Raw genomic sequence first — 19,699 nt, 5'->3', positions numbered from 1 at the left:
AGCCGGCCCCCGGTGGTGGCCATAAGCATGAATGTCCAGTCGCCGCCGGCGCTGGATTGACAGCGTCGATTGCGGCGCGGCCTCTCGCAGGTTTTGCAGTGATCCGCATCCGGCGATGACATAGGTGGGGCAGCACATCGGCAGGGTGGCCGGACCTATCGGCCTTGCATAGACATGGGTCATGTCGATACCGGCTCGTGAACTGTGCCCTGGCGCACCGACGGCGCTGGCTGCCCTGATCCTCGCCAGAACGCGGCCCGGCGATGCGACCGTTGCCCGGCCGCTGGCCTATAGCGGAATAAGTGCCGCAGCCCCTAGTACCTCCGCACAGAGGTCATGACGGTTTGTCAGAGGTCGGTACTGGGTAGGCTTTGGCCAATTTATCCCGGGCCCTTTCGGTGGAGAACATCCGGTTGATGCGAGCGCCGCTGGCGTTTCGCAGTTGCTCCCAAGCCGCGACCTCCGTGATCAGCCGGTGCCGGCAGTCGATGCGGCGATCCAGGTACTTACTTCGCAGCACGCCGATTTCGATCTCGACCATGTTGAGCCAACTGGCGTGCTTGGGGTGTAGTGGAATTCGATCCGCTGAAGGATGCGGCGTGCTTCCGCTGGTGGCAGGGCTTGGTAGAGTGCAGCAGGCGTGTGGGTCGACAGATTGTCCAGCACGATCCGGATGCGCGGGGCCTGAGGGTAGTGGATATCGACCAGATCGCGCATGCACTGGGCGAAGTCGTTCTCCGTTCTGTGACTTTCACTTTGCGCCAGCTACGGTGTGCATCGAGGAAGACGAACAGATTGGGGGTGCCGTTGCGCTTGTATTCGCCGTCGTAGCGCAAGGGCTCGCCTGGCTGGCCGGAATCGGTTGGCGTACTAAAGCCCGGGACGGTGTTTGCCGCTTGACCGCGGGCGTCCAGGGACCTCAACATCAAAATGCAATTAATCGCCTGAACCACAAACCCACACCCTTGTGGAGCTGGCAAAGGGCGGGGCAACCAGCCCACGCTGCAGGATAGTTTCACAAACATGAAAGTAAATGGGGGGCACCCGCAAAGCCGGCATTTTCCGCCATCCCCCGTGCCGCGACCTTCCAGAATGACGATGGGGCGCTCTCGAGCAGGAGTCCACGGAACTGAAGGCGGAGTTGATCCGCCGGGCGAAGCCCGCCACTGTGTAGCCCCGCATCTGACTACCGAGGATGAGGCTGTATTGTCGTATCCAGTTCCTGCCATCGGCCAGTTGCGTGTGCCGGCAGCCATGGGAGCGTGATCGTTGTCTCCATCGGCACGCTCTCGATCGGTAGCGGGTCCTCACAGATTGACCACCTGGACCGGGATCGTAACGTTACGCTGTCGGTGGAACTGAACGGACGCACGCTTGGCGAGGTCAATCGTGAAGCGCAGCAGCTGCCGGCACTTCAGCACCTGCCCGCCAGCGTCCGGCAGGTCCAGCAAGGCGAAATGCAGAACATGGGCGAGTTGTTTCAGAGTTTCGGTTTGGCCATGGCAATCGGCATCTTCTGCGTGTACGCGGTACTCGTGCTCCTGTTCCATGATTTCCTGCAGCCGGCCACAATCCTGTGCGCGCTGCCGTTGTCGGTCGGCGGCGCGCTGCTCTCGCTGCTGGTGACCAACATGAGCTTCTCCATGCCGGCGCTGCTCGGCCTGCTGATGCTGATGGGCATCGTGACCAAGAACTCGATCCTCCTGGTCGAGTACGCGGTCATGGCACGGCTCGAGAAAGGGTTGAGCCGGCTGGATGCGTTGATGGACGCCTGTCACAAGCGGGCGCGTCCGATCCTGATGACCACCATTGCCATGGCGGCCGGCATGCTGCCCAACGCCCTCGGCTTGGGCGCCGAGCCGAGCTTCCGCCAACCGATGGCCGTTGTCGTCATCGGGGGGCTGGTCGCTTCCACGCTGCTGAGCCTGCTCGTTATCCCGGGGGTGTTCACATATGTGGATGACCTGGGGCGATGGCTGCGCCACCGCTTCCGGCGCACAGCGGCAACCGCCAGTGTGCCGAATGCGCTGCATTCGGATGCGAGCTAGTCCCCGCATGCGACGCTCTGGCCCGCGATGAAGGCTTTTCCACTGCTGATGGCTCTATCTGCCGGGCATCGGCGAGCCCGGCTCGGCGCTGGCGGATATGGGTGCCGGCCTTCGGCGCGAGTGCACGTTCGAAGCGATCACGCGTCTACAGGAGCGAGAAAGCCAGAATCAGCCCATTGAGTTGCTGTGCGAAGACCTGCAATGGTTGGATAGTGACACCAACATGTATTCTTGGGCCGCCCCGACGACTTAGTTGTCCCGCTAAAGCGACGCGAACGCAAAGACGAGGGAGATCATCTGCATTGGTGCAGATGTGATCGGGCAGCCCGGGCGGTGGCCTTGCATCGCCTTGCGAAGGGCGGGGATAGCGCCTCTAATAGGGTGCATGGCCGAATACGGTCAGAGGGCGATATGCGCTGCGCCAATTGCGACTTCGAGAATCCCGCGGGAGCAAAATTCTGCGAGGAATGCGGGAACAGGCTTGTGCAGGTCTGCCCTCAATGCGGCCAGGAATCCAGTCCCACTGCAAAATTCTGCCGAGCGTGCGGCGCCCCCTTGAGTGACGTCGCCGCGGCGCCGGCCCATCGCCCGGAAACTGCGCCGGTCATGGCCGCGCCGGTGCTTTACACGCCGCCCCATCTGGCCGAGCGCATCCTTGCCGAACAGGCGGCCATGGAAGCCAGGGGTGGCACGGCGGGCGAACGCAAGACCATTACCGCGCTGTTCGCGGACATGGCTGGCTCGACGGCATTGATCCAGGACCTGGACCCCGAGGAAGCGCGCGGCCTGATCGACCCAGTGGTGGCCCTGATGATGGAGGCCGTGCACCACTATGAGGGGTATGTCGCCAAATCCCTCGGTGACGGCATCTTGGCGCTGTTCGGCGCACCCATTGCGCACGAGGACCATCCGCTGCGGGCTTTGTACGCGGCACTGCGCATGCAGGAAGCGATGCGCCGCCATGCTGACCGGGTCCGCCTGGAGCAGGGCGTGCCGCTGCAGATCCGCGTGGGCGTCCATACCGGCGAAGTGGTGGTGCGTTCCATCCGCAAGGATGACCTGCGCACCGACTATGATCCGGTGGGGCACACCATCCATATTGCCGCGCGCATGGAAGGCGTTGCCATGCCGTCGTCCATCCTGATCAGTGAATCGACCCACAAGCTGACCGAAGGGTATTTCGAGTTCAAGGACCTTGGGACGACAAACGTCAAGGGCGTCCGGGAGCCGCTCGCGGTCTACGAGGTGCTCGGCCTCGGTGCATTGCGCACGCGCCTGCAGGTGGCGGCGCATCGCGGCCTGGCGAAGTTTGTCGGGCGCCAGGCCGAACTGGAACGCTTGCAGCACGCCTTTGCGTTGGCCAGGGAAGGGCGCGGGCAGATCATCGGCGTGGTGGGCGAGGCGGGCGTTGGCAAGTCGCGCCTGTTCCACGAGTTCAAAGGACGCTCGCAGCAAGGCTGCATGGTGCTCGAAACCTTCTCCGTGTCGCACGGCAAGGCGTTTCCTTACCTGCCGCTGGTCGACCTGCTGAGGAACTACTTCCAGATCACGATGCAGGATGACGAGCGCCTGTGCCGCGAGAAGGTCGCCGGCAGGCTCATGATCCTGGATCGCACCCTGGAGGAGCATCTGCCCTATGTGCTTTACCTGCTCGGCTTCAGCGAACCAGGGTCGGTGCTGCCGACGATGGACCCGGCGATCCGGCGCCAGCGCACCTTTGAAGCCATCGCACGCCTGCTGGTGCGCGAGAGCCAGAACCAGCCGCTCATGGTCCTGTTCGAAGACTTGCAATGGCTGGATAGTGAGACCGATGCTTTCCTCAATATCCTGATCGAGTATGTGCCGCAGGTCCGGATCCTGTTGCTGGTCAATTACCGCCCGGAGTACACGCATGACTGGGGCGCCAGGCCCTATTACACCCAGTTGCGCCTGGATCCTCTGGGGCTGGCGGAGGCGCAGGGGCTGCTGACGGGACTGCTGGGCAACCATCCCTCGCTCGTTCCCCTGAAAGCGCTGATCCTGTCGAAGACCGAAGGCAACCCGTTCTTTATGGAGGAAGTGGTCCTGACGCTGGTTGAAGAGAAGGTCCTGCTCGGCCAGCCCGGCAGCTACCGGATCGAGAAGCCGCCGCTGGACCTCCATATTCCGACGACCGTACAAGGGGTGCTCGCCGCCCGTATCGACCGGCTTCCCGTCGCGCAGAAGGAGTTGCTGCAGACCCTGGCCGTCATTGGCAAGGAGTTCCCGCTAAGCCTGATCCAGCATGTCAGCGCCATGCCGGAAGAGACGTTGCGCCCGCTGTTAGGCGATCTCCAGGCAGGGGACTTTATTTTCGAGCGTCCGGCTTTCCCCGAGGTGGAGTATTCGTTCAAACACGCCCTGACCCAGGAGGTGGCCGGCAACTCCCTTCTGACGGAGCAGCGCAGCATGTTGCATGAACGCACGGCCCAGGCCATCGAGGCACTGTATCCGGGCGGGCAGAAAGACCATTGCAACGAGTTGGCTCACCATTACAGCAAGAGCGGCAATGTACCAAAGGCGATCGAATACCTGCATCTCGCTGCACAACAGGCCTTGCAGCGTTCGGCCCAATTCGAAGCCATCCGCCATCTCGGCGCCGCGCTCGAGCTGCTCAAGTCCACGCCGGATTCGCTTGGGCGTGCTCGCGAGGAGCTCATCCTGCTGCTGACGCTCGGCCCGGCCTGGATGGCCGCCCGAGGCCACGCTTCCGCAGAAGTGGAGTCCACTTACAGGCGTGCGCTTGCCTTGTGCGAGCAGGGCGGGGAAACCCCGGAGTTATTCTCGGCGCAGCTGGGGCTGTGGTCGTTCTATCAATTGCGCGGGCAGTATGGCACCGCGCTCGCCCTGGCCGAACGCTTGCTCGGTTTCGCGCAGCGTTCGCAAAGGCCGGAGCATCTCGCCGAGGGACACCGCGCCGTCGCGGCAAGCGTGTTTCGCCTGGGCCAGATCGGCGAGGCTCGTACGCATATGGAGCAGGTGCTCGCGCTGCATCACCCGGATGGGTACATGCATGATTTCCTGCTGGGCTACGGTCGCGTGCCGGCCATCCATGCCTTGAGCGCCCTGGGATGGATCCTGTGGTATCTGGGCTTTCCGGACCAGTCCCGCCAGCGCAACGAGGAGGCCCTGGCGATGGCCAGGAAATGTGCTGATCCCTTCAGCCTTGCGCTGAGCCTGCTGTTCGCGGCCGAACTGTACCTGTACCGGCGCGAGACGAAACTGGTGCGGGAATATGCGGACGCCGCCATCGCGATCTCGAGCGAGCAGGGGTTCCCTCTCTACCTGGCGTGGGGAACCATCCTGCACGGCTGGACGCTGGCCGAGTCGGGCAGCCACGAGGACGGCATTGCCCGGATACGCGAAGGCCTCGCGGACTACGCGGCCACTGGTGCGGCGTTGGGGCAGTCGCGCCTCTTGGGTTTGCTGGCGGAGGTCTACGGATTATCCGGGAACCCGGAAGCGGGACTTGCCACGCTGGCTGAGGCGGAAGCACTGGCAGAATCCAGGGGCGAGCGCTATGCGGAACCCATTTTGCTTCGCCTCAAAGGGGAACTGTTGCTGCAGTCGGCAGGCGACGCATCCGGCGCGCTCGCCAGGGACACCGAGGCTGAAGCATGCTTTCAGAAAGCGCTTGCCGTTGCCCATGACCGGGAATTGCGGTCGCTCGAGTTGCGCGCCGCGCTGAGCCTGGCGCGGCTATGGCAACGACAGGACAAGACGGACGCCGCGCACCGGATGCTGGAAGGGATTCACGGCCTGTTCACGGAAGGGTTTGATACGGCCGACTGGCAAGAAGCGCAGACACTGCTCGCTAGTCCAAGAGGCTACCGCGACAGCGCGAAATCCACAGGATCATAACCGGGGCAACCTCACGGCTTCATCAGCGCCGATGTCGTAGGGAAGTCCGTCGCCCAATTGTTCGGAAGCGGAGCGACGAACACGTTCTCCGTCCGGTAGCGCGACATCTTCCACACCCCGTCGACACAGCGGAACGCGTTGTTGAGGCGGTTGGAACGGAGCACCGAAGACCCGTCGTCGAAGATCCATGGCTGGAAGTGGACCCACTGGCCGTCGGCGGTATCGCCGTGCACATGAATCTGCTCGCAGGTGAGGTAATGGCAGTTCAGCAGCATTTGCGGCGTGGCCGGGCGGAAGAACCGTTCAAAGTGCTGGTAGATCTGTTCGTGGCCGGCGCTTGCGCCGAACTGATTGTCATAGTACGAACCAACTCCCTCCCAGCGTGCGTCGGTGGTGAACAGGTTGACGATCTCGCGCAGGCGGCCTTCTCCGTCCAGGCCGTGTGCCGGCAGCGGAATGTCACAAAGCATCGCGTAGCGGGCCATGATGCGGCGGATGTCCGATTCCGCCTTTAGGGATGCTCTGCACAAACGCGAATCGAGTGTGCTTGGTCGCTTAACAGGAAGCTGAATGCGCCACGACGCCAACCTATCAGCCCGGAGCGAAGCTGTCTGCCACGCGCTGAGCAGCATTCGCGGGCTGCGCGCGAGGCATCGACGTGGGCCAGGAACGCGCTCATGCCCCAGCAGCCAGCAGTTTGCCGCGCGCCATCCACAAATTGGACAGCGCGAACAAGGTCATGAGTTGCGCGGTGTTCTTCCTCAGCCCTCGATAGCGGACCTTGTTGTAGCCGAACTGCTGCTTGATGACCCGGAACGGATGCTCGACCTTGGCCCGGATGCCCGCCTTGATTCTCTCGACCTGATCGACGAGCGCGCCAAGCGGCTTGGTTTGGTCTAGGACGCGACGTTTGCCTGGCTTCATCGCCACGTGCCAGTTCACGCCCACCCGCGCGTCCGGACGCTTCTCCACGCCCTGATAGCCCGCATCACCAAACGCGTCGGTTTCCTCGCCATGCAGCAGGCTGTTGGCCTCAACCACGTCGTTGACGTTGCCCGCCGTGCCCCGCACCGTGTGCACCAGCCCGCTTTCGGCGTCCACCCCTATGTGCGCTTTCATGTCGAAATACCACTGGTTTCCTTTCTTGCTCTGGTGCATCTCCGGGTCGCGTTCGCCCGACGCATTCTTGGTCGAGCTCGGTGCGCTGATTAGCGTCGCATCCACCACCGTGCCCGCGCGCAGCATCAATCCCTTGTCACGAAGTATGTCGTTGACGAGCGCGAGGATCTGAGCGCCCAGCTTGTGCTTCTCCAGCAGGTGACGGAACCGCAGGATGGTGCTCTCGTCGGGCAGCCTCACCGTCCAGTTGTCCAGCCCGGCAAACTCCCGATACAACGGCACGTCGTGCAGCGCTTCTTCCATCGCCGGGTCCGACAGGCCGAACCATTGCTGAAGGAAGTGGATGCGAAGCATTGCCTCGACCGCGAACGGAGGACGGCCGCGCTTGCCTTCCGGGGCGTACGGTGCGATCAGCATCACCAGATCGGCCCACGGCACCACACGGTTCATCTCATCCAGGAATTCGCGCTTGCGGGTGCGCTTGGTCGACAAGTTCAGTCCAAGGTCAGATTGCTTCATGCGCTACATGCTCGCTGGCTCGACGATTCATTGCAAGCACATCCGCCGGCTAATTGTGCAGAGCATCCCTAGCTCGGGCTATTCGGCTTTGCGGAGGCGCGTGAGCGGCCGGAGGTGCCGATTCTCGGCATAACCCCGCGAGTTGGTACTGCCCAGAGGCTTTCCTTGGCATGGGGCGTCCACGCCGTTCTGAGCAACGAAGTCGTCGACGGAGGTGTCCGGCGGGTCCAACGTCCGCGTCATGGACGCGAGCCGAAGACGCGGGTGATTGCTATGTCGTGACCGGAGAGAAAATGTGAATATCCAAGGCGTCGATCGCCGATGTGACCCTGCTCACGGCAAAGACGAAGGCGGGCTCAGCAGTGAGTTGTTCGTCACGCTGTTCAAGAAGCTGATGTTCAATCGAAAGAAGGCGGTGCATCTGATCGTCGACGGATTTCCAGCGCATAAGAAAGCCATCGTCAAGGACCATGTACGCCAGTACGCAGGGCAAACTGACCTTGCATTTCCTGCCCGGTTACGCATCCGACCTCAGTTCAGAAGAGCTGGTATGGAGCCACGTCAAGCGCAGCGGCGTCGCGCGAACCCCTTTGCGTAGTGGACGATGTTCCCATCGGGGTCTGGGTAAGGCGTCACGGTCGTATGGAGCCTGCCGATCATCGCAATCCCGACCACATATGCAGGCTAAGAGATGACGCTGATCTCGTCGACGTGGCCATTGACCCGATGACGATGAAGCCGAGACTAGGCCTTTACCGGTTGCACTTCTTCCTCATTCCTGCGAGAACGTGCCGGATCTCTGCGCTCCTGCTGCGCAGCTTTCAGATGTGGACATACGGCAGCATTCCGCAAAAAACTGCGCAGGCGAAGGGAAGAAAATCTGCCCCGTGCGGCCCTACCGTGGACGAATGCGCGTGGCCTGCGCGCGCGCACGATGAGGAGGTGCGGTTGCCGCTGATCAACAAGCGGCCCGATCCCGAGATCGTGCGCGAGATCATTGCCGAACTGAAGGCCGAGGTGGCTTAGACCGGGGGTGCTGGCGACAGGCGGATCGCTTGCGTACCGACGTGGTCAAGGGGTGGGAAAGAACACAGCACAAAAACCGGCAACACCCTCAGCGCTCCTGACAGCCGCCTATACTGCCAGAATGACTTGGGTCGACGACACCGCTCTTCGGCTCGTTGCAACGTGAATTGAACGGACTCGCAAGGTTGTCATGAAAATTCTGGTGGTACTGACTTCACACGACCAGCTCGGCGATACGGGCCGGAAAACCGGATTCTGGCTCGAAGAGTTTGCCGCGCCTTATTTCGTGTTCAAGGACGCAGGCGTCGAGATGACGCTCGCTTCGCCAAAAGGCGGCCAGCCGCCTCTCGACCCCAAGAGCGACGATCCGGATTCGCAAACCGAAGCGACCCGGCGTTTCAAGAAGGATAACGAAGTGCAAGCGGCCCTGGCAAATGCAGCGAAGCTCTCAACTGTCTCGGCCGCGGACTATGATGCCTTGTTCTATCCCGGGCGGACATGGACCGCTCTGGGATCTGGCAGAAGATTCGCTGTCGATCTCATTGATCGAAACCATGTATGCGGCGGGAAAGCCGGTCGCCGCCGTTTGCCATGCACCCAGTGTGCTCCGTCATGCAAAGGCGCCCGATGGCTCTCCGCTCGTGCGCGATAAACCCGTAACCGGCTTTGCCAATTCAGAAGAAGCGGCCGTCGGTCTTACGGAAGTGGTGCCTTTCCTCGTCGAGGACATCTTGAAGAAGAATGGAGGCAAGTATTCGAAGGGGCCGGATTGGCAATCATATGTGGTCGTCGCGGCAAGCCTGATTACTGGACAGAATCCCGCCTCGTCGGAAGCAGCGGCAAAAGCGCTGCTCTCGAGGCTGAGCATGGCTTGATACGTCGCTGGAGTTGAAGGAGTGAGTGATGCAAAAGGAGAGTGGGCCAGCAGATCCGAAACCCGAAACCAATCGAAGGACGTGATACATGTGCCCGAGCCGAACCTGAACCGGCGCGCACCAAGCACTTTGCTTTGATCGCACAGGGAATCTTTTCAGAAAATCGGCGTCGCTGGCTGGTGGAAGCGCGAACGACGATCGTTTGATCATGTCATGGGGCTTTTTGTTGCTGTCCGTGTCAGCCCTGACTGGTTTCCCTGATTGTCTAAAGAGTAATGGAGGAGCCGCGTCATGCAAACTTCCCTTGAAGAACCCATCCTCTTCGATATGACACAGTGCGGAATTCGTTGCAAGCATCCTCATGCTGGTCTCGCACATCATGCTTGAATCTTTAGGGATGGCTCTTTACGGTCTCGACTGTCTGGGAAAATGTGTCGCTGTAATGCTGGCGCTTCGGGTTTAATTGAAGCGGTGAGGGTGGCCCGACAATGCCGGCTGCAGCGGCCATCCCCGCCCGCGTTGCTCAACAACCTTAGAGCCCGAATAGCCTGCGCCGAGCGCCTTGCAATTCCTGCATCGCCGTTCTCTACTATGCCAATTAATATCACGAACATGGCATAGAAAATGCTCCGCGCGCCTTCATTAGTTTTCGCCCGATGCGCCGAGCCATGCTTATTCGTTACTCATCGATATGGACGCCATCCGCAACAAAGCTCGCTCGACGCCGGCGCAATCCGCCGCACCCGCTTTCACCGGCTTCGTGCGCGTCCGCGGCGCTCGCGAACACAATCTGAAAAACATCGACGTGCAGATTCCGCGTGATGCGCTAGTCGTCTTCACCGGCGTGTCGGGATCGGGAAAATCGTCGCTGGCATTTGGCACGTTGTACGCCGAAGCGCAGCGGCGCTATTTCGAATCGGTCGCGCCGTATGCCCGGCGCCTGATCGAACAGGTCGGCGTGCCCCGAAGTGGACGCGATCGAAGGCCTGCCGCCCGCAGTCGCGTTGCAGCAGCAGCGCGGCACGCCGAGCGCGCGCTCGTCGGTTGGCAGCGTGACCACGCTGTCGAGTCTCGTGCGCATGCTCTATTCGCGCACCGGCGAATATCCGCCAAAGCAACCCATGCTGTTCGCCGAGGATTTCTCGCCGAACACGGTGCAAGGCGCCTGTCCGACTTGCCATGGACTCGGCCGCGTGTACGAGGTTACGGAAAAATCCATGGTGCCGGACGACTCGCTGACCATTCGCGAGCGCGCAGTCGCTGCATGGCCGCCGGCCTGGCACGGACAAAATCTGCGCGACATTCTGGTGACGCTCGGCTACGACGTCGATAAACCGTGGCGCGATTTGCCGAAGAAAGACCGCGACTGGATTCTCTTCACCGACGAACAGCCGACCGCGCCCGTCTACGCCGGCCTCACGCCGAAAGAAACCCGCGCCGCGCTAAAGCGCAAGGACGAACCGAGCTATCAAGGGACATTCACTGGTGCGCGCCGCTATGTGCTGCACACGTTCGCGAACACGCAAAGCGCGCTGATGAAAAAACGCGTGTCGCAATTCATGGTCGGCAGCGTCTGTCCGACCTGCCATGGCAAGCGGCTCAAGAAGGAAGCGCTGTCGGTGAAATTCGCCGGGCTCGATATCAGCGCGTTCGCGCAGTTGCCGCTCGCCAGGCTTGCCGAGATGCTCGAACCGATCGCGCGCGGAAAATGGCCCGAGCCGGATGTCGCTCATTCGGTCAAAGACACCGCCAAGGGCAGCGTGCTCAGCAGGAGCGCCATGCGCGATGCCGTCGAAAAGCGGGTCGCCGCAGGCGGTTCCGCGCACAAAGCCTCGCCCGACGTGAGGCGCACGCCCAACCTGTCCGAGGAGAAGCGCGTCGCTGCCCAGCGCATCGCAGCCGAACTTCTAGAGCGCCTGACGACGCTGGTCGATCTGGGCCTGGGCTATCTCGCGTTGGAGCGCAGCACGCCCACGCTGTCATCCGGCGAAACGCAGCGCCTGCGACTCGCCACGCAGTTATCGTCGCAGTTGTTCGGCGTCGTGTACGTGCTCGATGAGCCATCAGCCGGTCTGCATCCCGCCGATAGCGAAGCACTCTTCAGCGCGCTGCAGGGATTGAAGGCGGCGGGCAATTCGCTGTTTGTCGTCGAACACGATCTGCAGATGATGCGGCGCGCCGACTGGCTGGTCGACGTCGGCCCCGCAGCGGGTGAGGCCGGCGGCTATGTGGTCTATAGCGGGCCGCCCGCCGGACTCGCGAAGGTGGAGGCGTCGCAAACGCGCCGGCATCTGTTCGCGCCGCCGGCGCCGGTCGAACGTATGCCGCGTAAACCTGTCCGCTGGCTGCGGCTCGCCGGCATCACGCGCAACAATCTGCTCGGGCTCGATGCCGCGTTTCCGCTCGGCTGTCTGACTGCCGTCACTGGCGTGTCGGGCTCGGGCAAATCGAGCCTCGTGAGCCAGGCACTGCCCGAGCTGGTCGCTAGCCACCTTGGACGCGCCTTCGAAAACCCGGACAACGACGAGCAGGACCCGTTGTTCGCGGCCACCGCCGTGCCGACCGGCGGCCGCATCACCGAAGGGATGGACACCGTGCGGCGACTCGTGCGCGTCGATCAGAAACCGATCGGCCGCACGCCGCGCTCCAACCTTGCCACTTACACGGGCCTGTTCGACCACGTGCGCAAGCTGTTCGCCGACACGCCGCTCGCCCGCAAGCGCCGCTACAGCGCGGGCCGCTTTTCGTTCAACGTGGCGCAAGGCCGTTGCCCGACTTGTGAAGGCGAAGGCTTTGTCAGCGTCGAACTGCTATTTCTACCCAGCGTCTACGCACCCTGCTCGACATGCCACGGCACGCGCTACAACACGCACACGCTGGAAGTCACGTGGCGCGATAAAAACATCGCCGAGGTGCTCGGCCTGACCGTCGACGCCGCCTGCGACTTCTTCGCCGACGAAGCCAGCGTGATGCGCGCGTTGAAAGTGCTGCGCGACATCGGCCTGGGCTATCTGCGGCTCGGCCAGCCGGCCACCGAACTGTCCGGCGGCGAAGCCCAGCGCATCAAACTCGCCACCGAACTGCAACGCGCGCAGCGCGGCGACACCCTGTATATCCTCGACGAACCGACCACCGGCCTGCATCCCGCCGACGTGGACAGGCTCATGGTGCAACTCCAGGGACTCGTGGATGCCGGCAATACCGTCGTGGTGGTCGAACACGACATGCGGGTGGCCGCGCAGAGCGACTGGGTTATCGACGTCGGCCCGGGCGCCGGCGACGCGGGCGGCAAGATCGTGGCGAGCGGCACACCAGTGGAGATCGTGCGCGCGACGGAAAGCCGCACCGTCGGGTATCTGCGGCAGTACCTCAACAACCACTGAAGATTGGTGCGCTAGCATTACTTGTTAGGCCAGAAATGCACAACACAAAATATTTCGAACTCAATCGCCGTGCCACCTGGCTCGAGTTGTTCTTCGACCTGATTTTTGTGGTAGCGATCGGTGACGTAACGAATATCCTGAACCACACGCACGAGGGTCATCTTGACCCACTCCAGTTCTGGCAATACGTCCTCGCTTTCATACCCTTGTGGTGGATTTGGGTCAGCCACACGATGTATGCCAACCGGTTCGACGCGGATGACCGGAAGCATCGGCTCGCAACCCTGTTCATCATGTTCCTGATGATTATCATCTCAGGCTTGATCGACCAACGATTCCTGGCCAGCTTTGAGGCCATCATCGTCTGCTACGCTTGTTCGAAATACATCATCGCCATGATGTATTTCGTATCGAAACAACGGCACAAGGAAAGCGTTCATCTCACAACGGCAGTTGGGTGGGTGACCCTCGCTGGCGCCACCATCAGCCTCGCTTCGATCCTGTTCCCGGCGCCACAGCGATATGTCGTGTTTTACCTTGGAATACTGTTCGATCTGGTTGCGTTCATCTTTTTTTTGCCGCGTCATCTCCAAGGCATCCCAGTGCATACCGAACACCTGATCGAGCGTGTGGGCCTGCTCACGCTCATCTTACTGGGAGAGTCCGTTATCAGCCTGTCGGCGGGACTGGCCAATATTAGCTGGACTGTGGTGAGGCTGATGACCGCCGCCACCGGCTTCGTGACGATATCCAGCATCTGGTGGGTCTACTTTGACAGTTTTCACCTGTTGTCCAGACAGAAGCTCACGACCGGTCATTCGGTCGTGTATTCGCATCTTTTCGTTTTCATCGGCCTGTCGATCCTAGCGAGCCTGATCCGGCATGCGATCCTGGACGACATGCAGGTATCCGATTTCCGGATACTGTTGGTCATCGGCACGGTCTGCTTTTTCATTGGCAAGCAGTACGCCTATTTCATGGAGCGTCCCGAGTTGCGGCGCCAGTTGGTCGTCAACACCCTAGTCGTGTTCGTGTTGACCGGGCTTGCCCTGCTATTGCCCAGAACCAGTTACATCCTGCTTGGCCTGACCGCTACGGTGATTTGTTATGCTTTCCTCAGTCTCAAATACCTGACCGTCCCCCGTGGGCGTCAGGATCATCCACGCAACAGCGCTATCACGGGAGACCAGCCATAAGCGACACAGCAAGTTCAGGCGCGATGCGGATGGCGTCCCAGGTTATTTGTGTCGAAGTAAAAAGAGTCAAAACGGCCGGACTTCTGGCGGTGGTCGACGGCGAATATAGGTGCGAGCGCCTGCATCATGCTACCGGCGTTGTACGTTGGCTCAGCGGTTTCGATGTCGTGGAACAAAACGAGGACGCTCGATACATCATGGCCAAGTTGGCGGCAAGGGTAGGGTGGATCGAATTCGAAAACCGCAAGCTCGTTAGAGAGATGCGAATGAAGTGGCGTGTGGTAGTGCTGCTCCCCAAAATGCTGCAGTGAGAAAAGTTGAGTCGTGAGAGAAGAAACCTGCACAGCCCGTGGCGCGGAGCAACATTACTGTGCGCCGGGAGACCGGCAAAGGATAGACGGTGCAAGTCCGTTACGATGAAGAGCTAGCAACTCACGTCGGCCTCGTGCCGTGCGTAGACGCCCGCGAGGACGTCTGCGAAGCGTCGGCAAGGGGACGTGCAGGCCAGCCATTGAGCCACGATAATTGCATAATCCTGGGTGTCGACATGCTAGTAATCATGGAAGGCAACACGACTGGTCGCGATAGAGCGAGTGACCGGTCGACCCAGCGTGGTCTAAGAACCTGGCATGCACAGAAGTTCTTTGCGCGGGAACCGGGAGATCTCTCGTCTGGCCAGTTGCAGCCTGGGCTGGTCCGCATCGGGAAGGCGAGGAGCCGTAGCCGATGATGAACGGACGGGAGAAGTCAGACTCCGCCATAGTAGCGAAGAAGCCTGCGAACAACGCCGGGACATCGGCTGCGGAGTGGGTGGAGCCAAGGGCGGGGACCAAGGGGAACATGGGTCAGTCCAACACGCGCCGGGCGCAGAACCGGGAAAGCGTGTCACAGGGGCTGGAACGTGTACGGCAAGCTGCAAAGCAGCGAAAGAAGGAGCAGTTCACCGCGTTGCTGCATCACGTCTCGGTCGACCGGCTTCGGGAGTCGTTCCAAGCGCTCAAGCGCAACGCGGCTCCGGGAGTGGACGGCCTGACATGGCGGTACTACGAGGCAGGTCTGGAAGAGCATCTCCAGCGCTTGCACACGCAAGTGATCAGCGGTGCGTATCGGGCGCTACCCGTCCGGCGGAAGTACATACCAAAGCCGGATGGAAAACAGCGTCCATTAGGGATAGCCGCGCTGGAAGACAAAATCGTCCAGCGTGCGGTGGTCGAAGTGCTAAACGCGATCTACGAGGAAGATTTCCTCGGTTTCTCGTACGGGTTCCGACCCGGGCGCAGTCAGCACGATGCGTTGGACGCACTGGCAACGGCCATCACCAACACCCCTGTGAACTGGATCTTAGACGCCGACATTCGGGGCTTTTTCGACTCGGTCAGCCAGGACTGGCTGGTTCGGTTCCTAGAGCATCGGATAGGCGATGAGCGCGTCATCCGTCTTGTGCGCAAATGGCTCAAGGCGGGCGTTCTGGAGAACGGAGAAGTGAACGTTAGTGATGCAGGCACACCGCAAGGCGCAGTGGCGTCACCACTGCTTCGAACGTGTATCTGCATTATGTGTTTGATCTCTGGGCCAACCAGTGGCGACGGCGAGAAGCCAACGGCAACGTCATCATCCTGCGCTACGCGGATGATATCGTGGTCGGCTTCGAGCACGAAGCCGATGCGAGGCGCTTCTGGGACGCGATGCGTACGAGGTTAGAGCAGTTTTCTCTTGCACTTCATCCGGACAAGACGCGACTCATTGAGTTTGGACGCCATGCGGCGGTCAGGCGCAAGAGTCGTGGACTTCGTCGGCCGGAGACATTCGCCTTCTTGGGCTTCATCTTTATCTGCGGTCGGTCACGGCGCGGCACCTTCCAGCTTCAACGGAAGAGCCGCTGTGATCGTATGCGGGCGAAGCTCACGCAGATCAAGGATGAGCTACGGCGGCGCATGCATGTGCCGATACCACTGCAAGGGAGATGGCTAGGTCAGGTAGTACGCGGCTACTTTGCGTACCACGCGGTGCCCACGAATTATCGGGCACTGAGTGCTTTCCGCCATCACGTCACGAACCTATGGCGACGCACGCTCCGGCGACGCAGCCAAAAGGACCAAAAGACGTGGGAGCAAATGACTCGCTTAGCGGATACCTGGCTGCCAAAAGCTCGAATCCTTCATCCATGGCCCGAACAGCGCTTTGCCGTCAAGCACCCAAGGTAGGAGCCCGGTGCCCGAATTGGGCACGCCGGGATCTGTGCGGGGGGTGCCGGGCAACCGGTATTCCTACCGCGATACAGTTCACGCGAGGCGGCTGTGGCTACGCTGACGGTCGAACAGTTGCACTGGCTGCTCGTCGAGGGAATCGACATCGAGGCGATGCGCCGGCACCCGCACCGCGAATACCATCGCGCTGCGTGAACGGTGCTTGGCGGCAGCGGTCTAACCCGCCATGCCATCCACGCCCGTTACCGTTACCGCCGCCGCGCTGCAACTGTTGCGCGACGCCGAGCGAGAGCTCAAGGCAATACTCGCGGAACGCGAGGCAATCAAGGGTGAGCTGCGTGTGATGACGGTCCAGCGAGACCTGCTCTTGGAACAGCTCAAGGCGTTCCAGCGTAAGCTGTTCGCCGCCAAGAGCGAGGCGCGAGGCTCGGAGTAGAAGGACTTGTTCCTCAATGAGGCCGAAGGCATGGCGGCGGCCGTGGCCGCGCAGCCGGCGCACCCATTCTTGCGTTTTACACTGCTCAGCAATCCCTTCCGATACGCCAACGATCGCGCTCTTGGTTCTGGTCGCTTGAAAGGAGTTTCAAGTCGACTGTGGGCACTCTCCAATTCCCGCTGCCATTGCATTGCCTTCGAAGCCATCTCGTCTGCGAGTTCTTTATTGACGAAATTAAACCTTAAAAAACTACGGCTGTAGTGCTAAATGTGCAGTGTATTAACTGCGCATTTGCGTACTACTTCCGCTAATAGATTGACGACTGGAGAAGGTGTTCTATTCTCTAACGAAACAAGACCAAGTCGCATGTGAAGCGACGTATGCATGATGTTTCCGTCAAATTCTGGAATACTAAGTCGGAAAAATCGATTCGCTGCTACCTCAAGTTCAAAAACCTTCTGTGGTGCGATGACGACGACATCGCTCTTCAATGCATATTCTCGAAGCACCAAAATGCTTTCGCATTCCATGGCTAGAGATAATAGCCCAGATTCGTCGTTGCAGAAAATTTTCCCTAAGTTTCGACTAATTGGAGTAGGAAAATGCACACTAGCCAATCGGTAACGCTTGATTTCGTCCAGTGTAACTCGGTTTCGCAATGCCAAGGGGTGTTCTATTCGGACGTACAACCCACCAAAAGCTGTGCCCAATGGTTCGATCTGACATTGATCGTGTTCTAAAAATTCAGTTAGATCAGCAATAAAGAAATCTATTTCTTCATTCAACAGCATTTGCTGTAAGACCGGGGGGGCGCCCACTTCCAGTCTGACGCGTACCAATGGATGAGCGTCCTGCAATTGGGCGATCGCGGTAGCCATAAGCGTGGGACCAGAGCAAGGACAGGATCCCACAATAATGTCGCCGAGATCGCCGTTCCTGAGGTGGGCGAGCTCACGGGCAAGATCAGTCGAGCTAGATAGCAAACGCTTGGCCCGAGTCATCACCCGCTTTCCTGCCGATGTAAGTCGCACGAATCCCGGACCGCGGTCGAACAGGCGAATTCCCACAGACTCCTCAAGAGCAGCCACGCTCCTGCTGAATGCTGGTTGTGACAGGCAAGCACGAGCGGCGGCTCGCCCGAAATGGCCCTCTTCGGCCAGCAGCGCCGCATGATGCAGGAGACGCAAGTTCAGGGGATCAGTGGGGGTCATTGAAATTCGCCAAGTCGATGCCGACCGTCGTGACCTTCATGAGGGATGTTCCTGTTTGAGAGATTGCCATGCTCATCAGTCTGGTACTCATGTATCTTCACGGGGAAGGGGAGTCCATCCCATTAATGCCGTTGTGAAGGGCCAACCACATGCTGCCGCGAACTCGGGCGGAACGGGGACGTGAGCATTATGAAGACTGCAGATGGCGCGGTGTTCACGGACCATGCCGCATTGAGCATCGCGGCCTAATGGTGAAAAACCGCGGCTTACACCAAATACCTGCGTTTCCCGATGATTACGTCCTGCGGGGAAGTCCAGCGATCGAAATGGCACATGGCGGCAGAGTCGATCACCGTGATGCGACATCAACTCAGCACCCTGTTGGTCGCTAGACATCGCGATATGCCTGTACTTCCAACGACCAAAGGCAAGAATCAACTCGTAACACAGTTTCTAGACAGCGGCCGAGTGCGGATCGTGCTGTGGCGATTGCCCAATCTCAGCCGCGTTGGAGTGCAGGTCGCGTACGGATTGTTCCGGATTGACTATCAGCGCACCCAGGACCCCGCCAACAATCATGATTCCGCCGCAGAGGGCAAATCCTGCCTGATAGCCCGCTGCGCCGCTAATACCTTCAATGAGGAACGCCGACACCAGCGGTGCCAAAACGCCAGCGATGGACGCAATCGAATTGTCAAAAGCCAGAATGGCTCCGCGCTGCGCGCTGGGAGTGACTTCTCCGAGCATGGCCGGTCCCAGCGAGTAGATCGTTGGGGAGACGCCGATTGCCAGCCCGATCAGTGCCACGCGCCAGATGGGAGCCAAGTCCATGGCCCAAACGGCCGCGAAGGCAGCCCCGGCGAGCACGAGCATTCCCGCGGAAAAGCGGCCTCTGGCATTGCGCGAAGATGTACCGCGCGCCAGCATCCGCTGCGCGACCCAGGAAGTACCGATAGCCACCGGCATATTGAGAGCAACAATGGCGGCAAAAAGGCGGCCAGATTCGATGTCGGTATAACCCAGGCCGCGCTGCAGGTAGGCCGGGAGCCACGTCAGTGTTAATGCTAGCCCCCAGTAGGCAACGAAATGCAGCAGGAAGCAGGCCAATACGGTCGGATCCACGAGTAGCTTGCGATAAGGGACCCGTGTGGCAACGTTCGCGGCGGTATTGTTCACATCGGCGTTGTCGACGTGTCCCTCGCGGCCTAGTGTCAGCCACAGGGTCGCCCAAATCAGGCCAACGGCAGAAAGCACGTAGAAATTGGCCCGCCAGCCCCAATGCTCCGTGATCAATGGAATGATGATGCCGGCAATCAGTAGGCCAACACTGCCACCTTGTGAGAACAATGCGACTGGTACGTTGCGCTTGTCATTGGGAAACCATTTGTAGCAGGCGTGCACGGCGACCGGAAATGCCGGCCCCTCGGCAATGCCGAGCAGCACGCGCGAGAATATCAACACCGCCAGGCTGGACGACATTGCCATCGGCACCTGAAATATCGACCATGTCAGCGCCATTGCGAGCAGTATCCCAGTGGTCGCAACTCGGTTCGCCATGAAACCGCCCGCCACGCCGGCAAGCGCGAACAGCCAAAAGAAGCTGCTTGCGATCAGACCGAACTGTGCTGGTGTCAGTTGCAGCGCCTCCATCATCGGCACTGCAAGCAGGCCAATCACGATCTTGTCCATGAAGTTCACTGCCATGAACAGAAATAGAAGGATCGCTATTTGCCAGGCTTTGCGAGGCTGGTAAGTAGTACTCATGTTGTCTCCATATCATTGTTCTCGGATTGAACACGT

The 19,699-nt window shown here is 60.4% G+C and carries 8 protein-coding genes and 9 pseudogenes; 11 read left to right on the top strand and 6 right to left on the bottom strand.

Annotated elements, in window-relative coordinates; genetic code table 11:
• Positions 1-334: 334 nt before the first annotated feature.
• Positions 335-871: pseudogene (locus ACIGJC_RS29425) on the bottom strand (IS630 family transposase); the annotation flags it as partial.
• A 350-nt stretch (positions 872-1,221) separates the two neighbouring features.
• Between ACIGJC_RS29425 and ACIGJC_RS29420 the strand changes: the two are divergent.
• Positions 1,222-2,048, top strand: a pseudogene (locus tag ACIGJC_RS29420) (efflux RND transporter permease subunit); the annotation flags it as partial.
• Positions 2,049-2,459: 411 nt separating this feature from the next.
• Complete coding sequence (locus ACIGJC_RS29415) at positions 2,460-5,927, top strand: adenylate/guanylate cyclase domain-containing protein (RefSeq protein WP_483715192.1); 3,468 nt, start codon at positions 2,460-2,462, stop codon at positions 5,925-5,927.
• 11 nt (positions 5,928-5,938) lie between these two features.
• On the opposite strand, the gene ACIGJC_RS29410 is transcribed toward ACIGJC_RS29415, so the two are convergent.
• Positions 5,939-6,499, bottom strand: a complete 561-nt coding sequence (locus ACIGJC_RS29410; RefSeq protein ID WP_483715191.1) for a nuclear transport factor 2 family protein — start codon at positions 6,497-6,499, stop codon at positions 5,939-5,941.
• 103 nt (positions 6,500-6,602) lie between these two features.
• Positions 6,603-7,565 carry an IS5 family transposase gene (locus tag ACIGJC_RS29405; protein ID WP_483715068.1) on the bottom strand — a complete coding sequence of 321 codons (963 nt, stop codon included), beginning with the start codon at positions 7,563-7,565 and terminating at the stop codon, positions 6,603-6,605.
• A 70-nt stretch (positions 7,566-7,635) separates the two neighbouring features.
• Between ACIGJC_RS29405 and ACIGJC_RS29400 the strand changes: the two are divergent.
• From ACIGJC_RS29400 to ACIGJC_RS29360, 9 genes and pseudogenes are all read left to right on the top strand, one after another.
• Positions 7,636-7,775, top strand: a pseudogene (locus tag ACIGJC_RS29400) (pyruvate kinase alpha/beta domain-containing protein); the annotation flags it as partial.
• A 139-nt stretch (positions 7,776-7,914) separates the two neighbouring features.
• A pseudogene (locus ACIGJC_RS29395) lies at positions 7,915-8,167 on the top strand (transposase); the annotation flags it as partial.
• A 40-nt stretch (positions 8,168-8,207) separates the two neighbouring features.
• Positions 8,208-8,591 carry a hypothetical protein gene (locus ACIGJC_RS29390; protein WP_483715212.1) on the top strand — a complete coding sequence of 128 codons (384 nt, stop codon included), beginning with the start codon at positions 8,208-8,210 and terminating at the stop codon, positions 8,589-8,591.
• Positions 8,592-8,781: 190 nt separating this feature from the next.
• Positions 8,782-9,466, top strand: a pseudogene (locus ACIGJC_RS29385) (type 1 glutamine amidotransferase domain-containing protein).
• 691 nt (positions 9,467-10,157) lie between these two features.
• Positions 10,158-12,849, top strand: a pseudogene (locus tag ACIGJC_RS29380) (excinuclease ABC subunit UvrA).
• A gap of 35 nt (positions 12,850-12,884) precedes the next feature.
• Positions 12,885-14,045 (top strand): low temperature requirement protein A, encoded by a 1,161-nt coding sequence (locus ACIGJC_RS29375; RefSeq protein WP_483715067.1) that lies wholly within the window; start codon positions 12,885-12,887, stop codon positions 14,043-14,045.
• A 29-nt stretch (positions 14,046-14,074) separates the two neighbouring features.
• On the top strand, positions 14,075-14,356 hold the full coding sequence (locus ACIGJC_RS29370) for a hypothetical protein (RefSeq protein ID WP_483715066.1): 282 nt from the start codon (positions 14,075-14,077) through the stop codon (positions 14,354-14,356).
• Positions 14,357-14,771: 415 nt separating this feature from the next.
• Positions 14,772-16,249, top strand: a pseudogene (ltrA, locus tag ACIGJC_RS29365) (group II intron reverse transcriptase/maturase).
• A 229-nt stretch (positions 16,250-16,478) separates the two neighbouring features.
• A pseudogene (locus ACIGJC_RS29360) lies at positions 16,479-16,748 on the top strand (IS66 family transposase); the annotation flags it as partial.
• Between the two features lie 2 nt (positions 16,749-16,750).
• On the opposite strand, the pseudogene ACIGJC_RS29355 reads toward ACIGJC_RS29360, so the two are convergent.
• The 3 genes and pseudogenes from ACIGJC_RS29355 to ACIGJC_RS29345 form a co-directional block, all read right to left on the bottom strand.
• Positions 16,751-16,894, bottom strand: a pseudogene (locus tag ACIGJC_RS29355) (IS701 family transposase); the annotation flags it as partial.
• 57 nt (positions 16,895-16,951) lie between these two features.
• Positions 16,952-17,899, bottom strand: coding sequence for a LysR family transcriptional regulator (locus ACIGJC_RS29350; RefSeq protein WP_483715064.1), 948 nt, complete (start codon positions 17,897-17,899; stop codon positions 16,952-16,954).
• 453 nt (positions 17,900-18,352) lie between these two features.
• Positions 18,353-19,663: an MFS transporter gene (locus tag ACIGJC_RS29345; RefSeq protein WP_483715063.1), complete on the bottom strand. Its 1,311-nt coding sequence runs from the start codon at positions 19,661-19,663 to the stop codon at positions 18,353-18,355.
• Positions 19,664-19,699: the final 36 nt, after the last annotated feature.

This window comes from Cupriavidus sp. C3SS-1, from assembly GCF_057073755.1.
This window is presented reverse-complemented; position numbering and strand designations above follow the sequence as displayed.

Coding starts and splice junctions, on each gene's coding strand:
- ACIGJC_RS29375 (WP_483715067.1), top strand. CDS start 12,885: ATGCACAACACAAAATATTTCGAACTCAATCGCCGTGCCACCTGGCTC.
- ACIGJC_RS29345 (WP_483715063.1), bottom strand. CDS start 19,663: ATGAGTACTACTTACCAGCCTCGCAAAGCCTGGCAAATAGCGATCCTT.
- ACIGJC_RS29405 (WP_483715068.1), bottom strand. CDS start 7,565: ATGAAGCAATCTGACCTTGGACTGAACTTGTCGACCAAGCGCACCCGC.
- ACIGJC_RS29350 (WP_483715064.1), bottom strand. CDS start 17,899: ATGACCCCCACTGATCCCCTGAACTTGCGTCTCCTGCATCATGCGGCG.
- ACIGJC_RS29415 (WP_483715192.1), top strand. CDS start 2,460: ATGCGCTGCGCCAATTGCGACTTCGAGAATCCCGCGGGAGCAAAATTC.
- ACIGJC_RS29370 (WP_483715066.1), top strand. CDS start 14,075: ATGGCGTCCCAGGTTATTTGTGTCGAAGTAAAAAGAGTCAAAACGGCC.
- ACIGJC_RS29390 (WP_483715212.1), top strand. CDS start 8,208: ATGGAGCCTGCCGATCATCGCAATCCCGACCACATATGCAGGCTAAGA.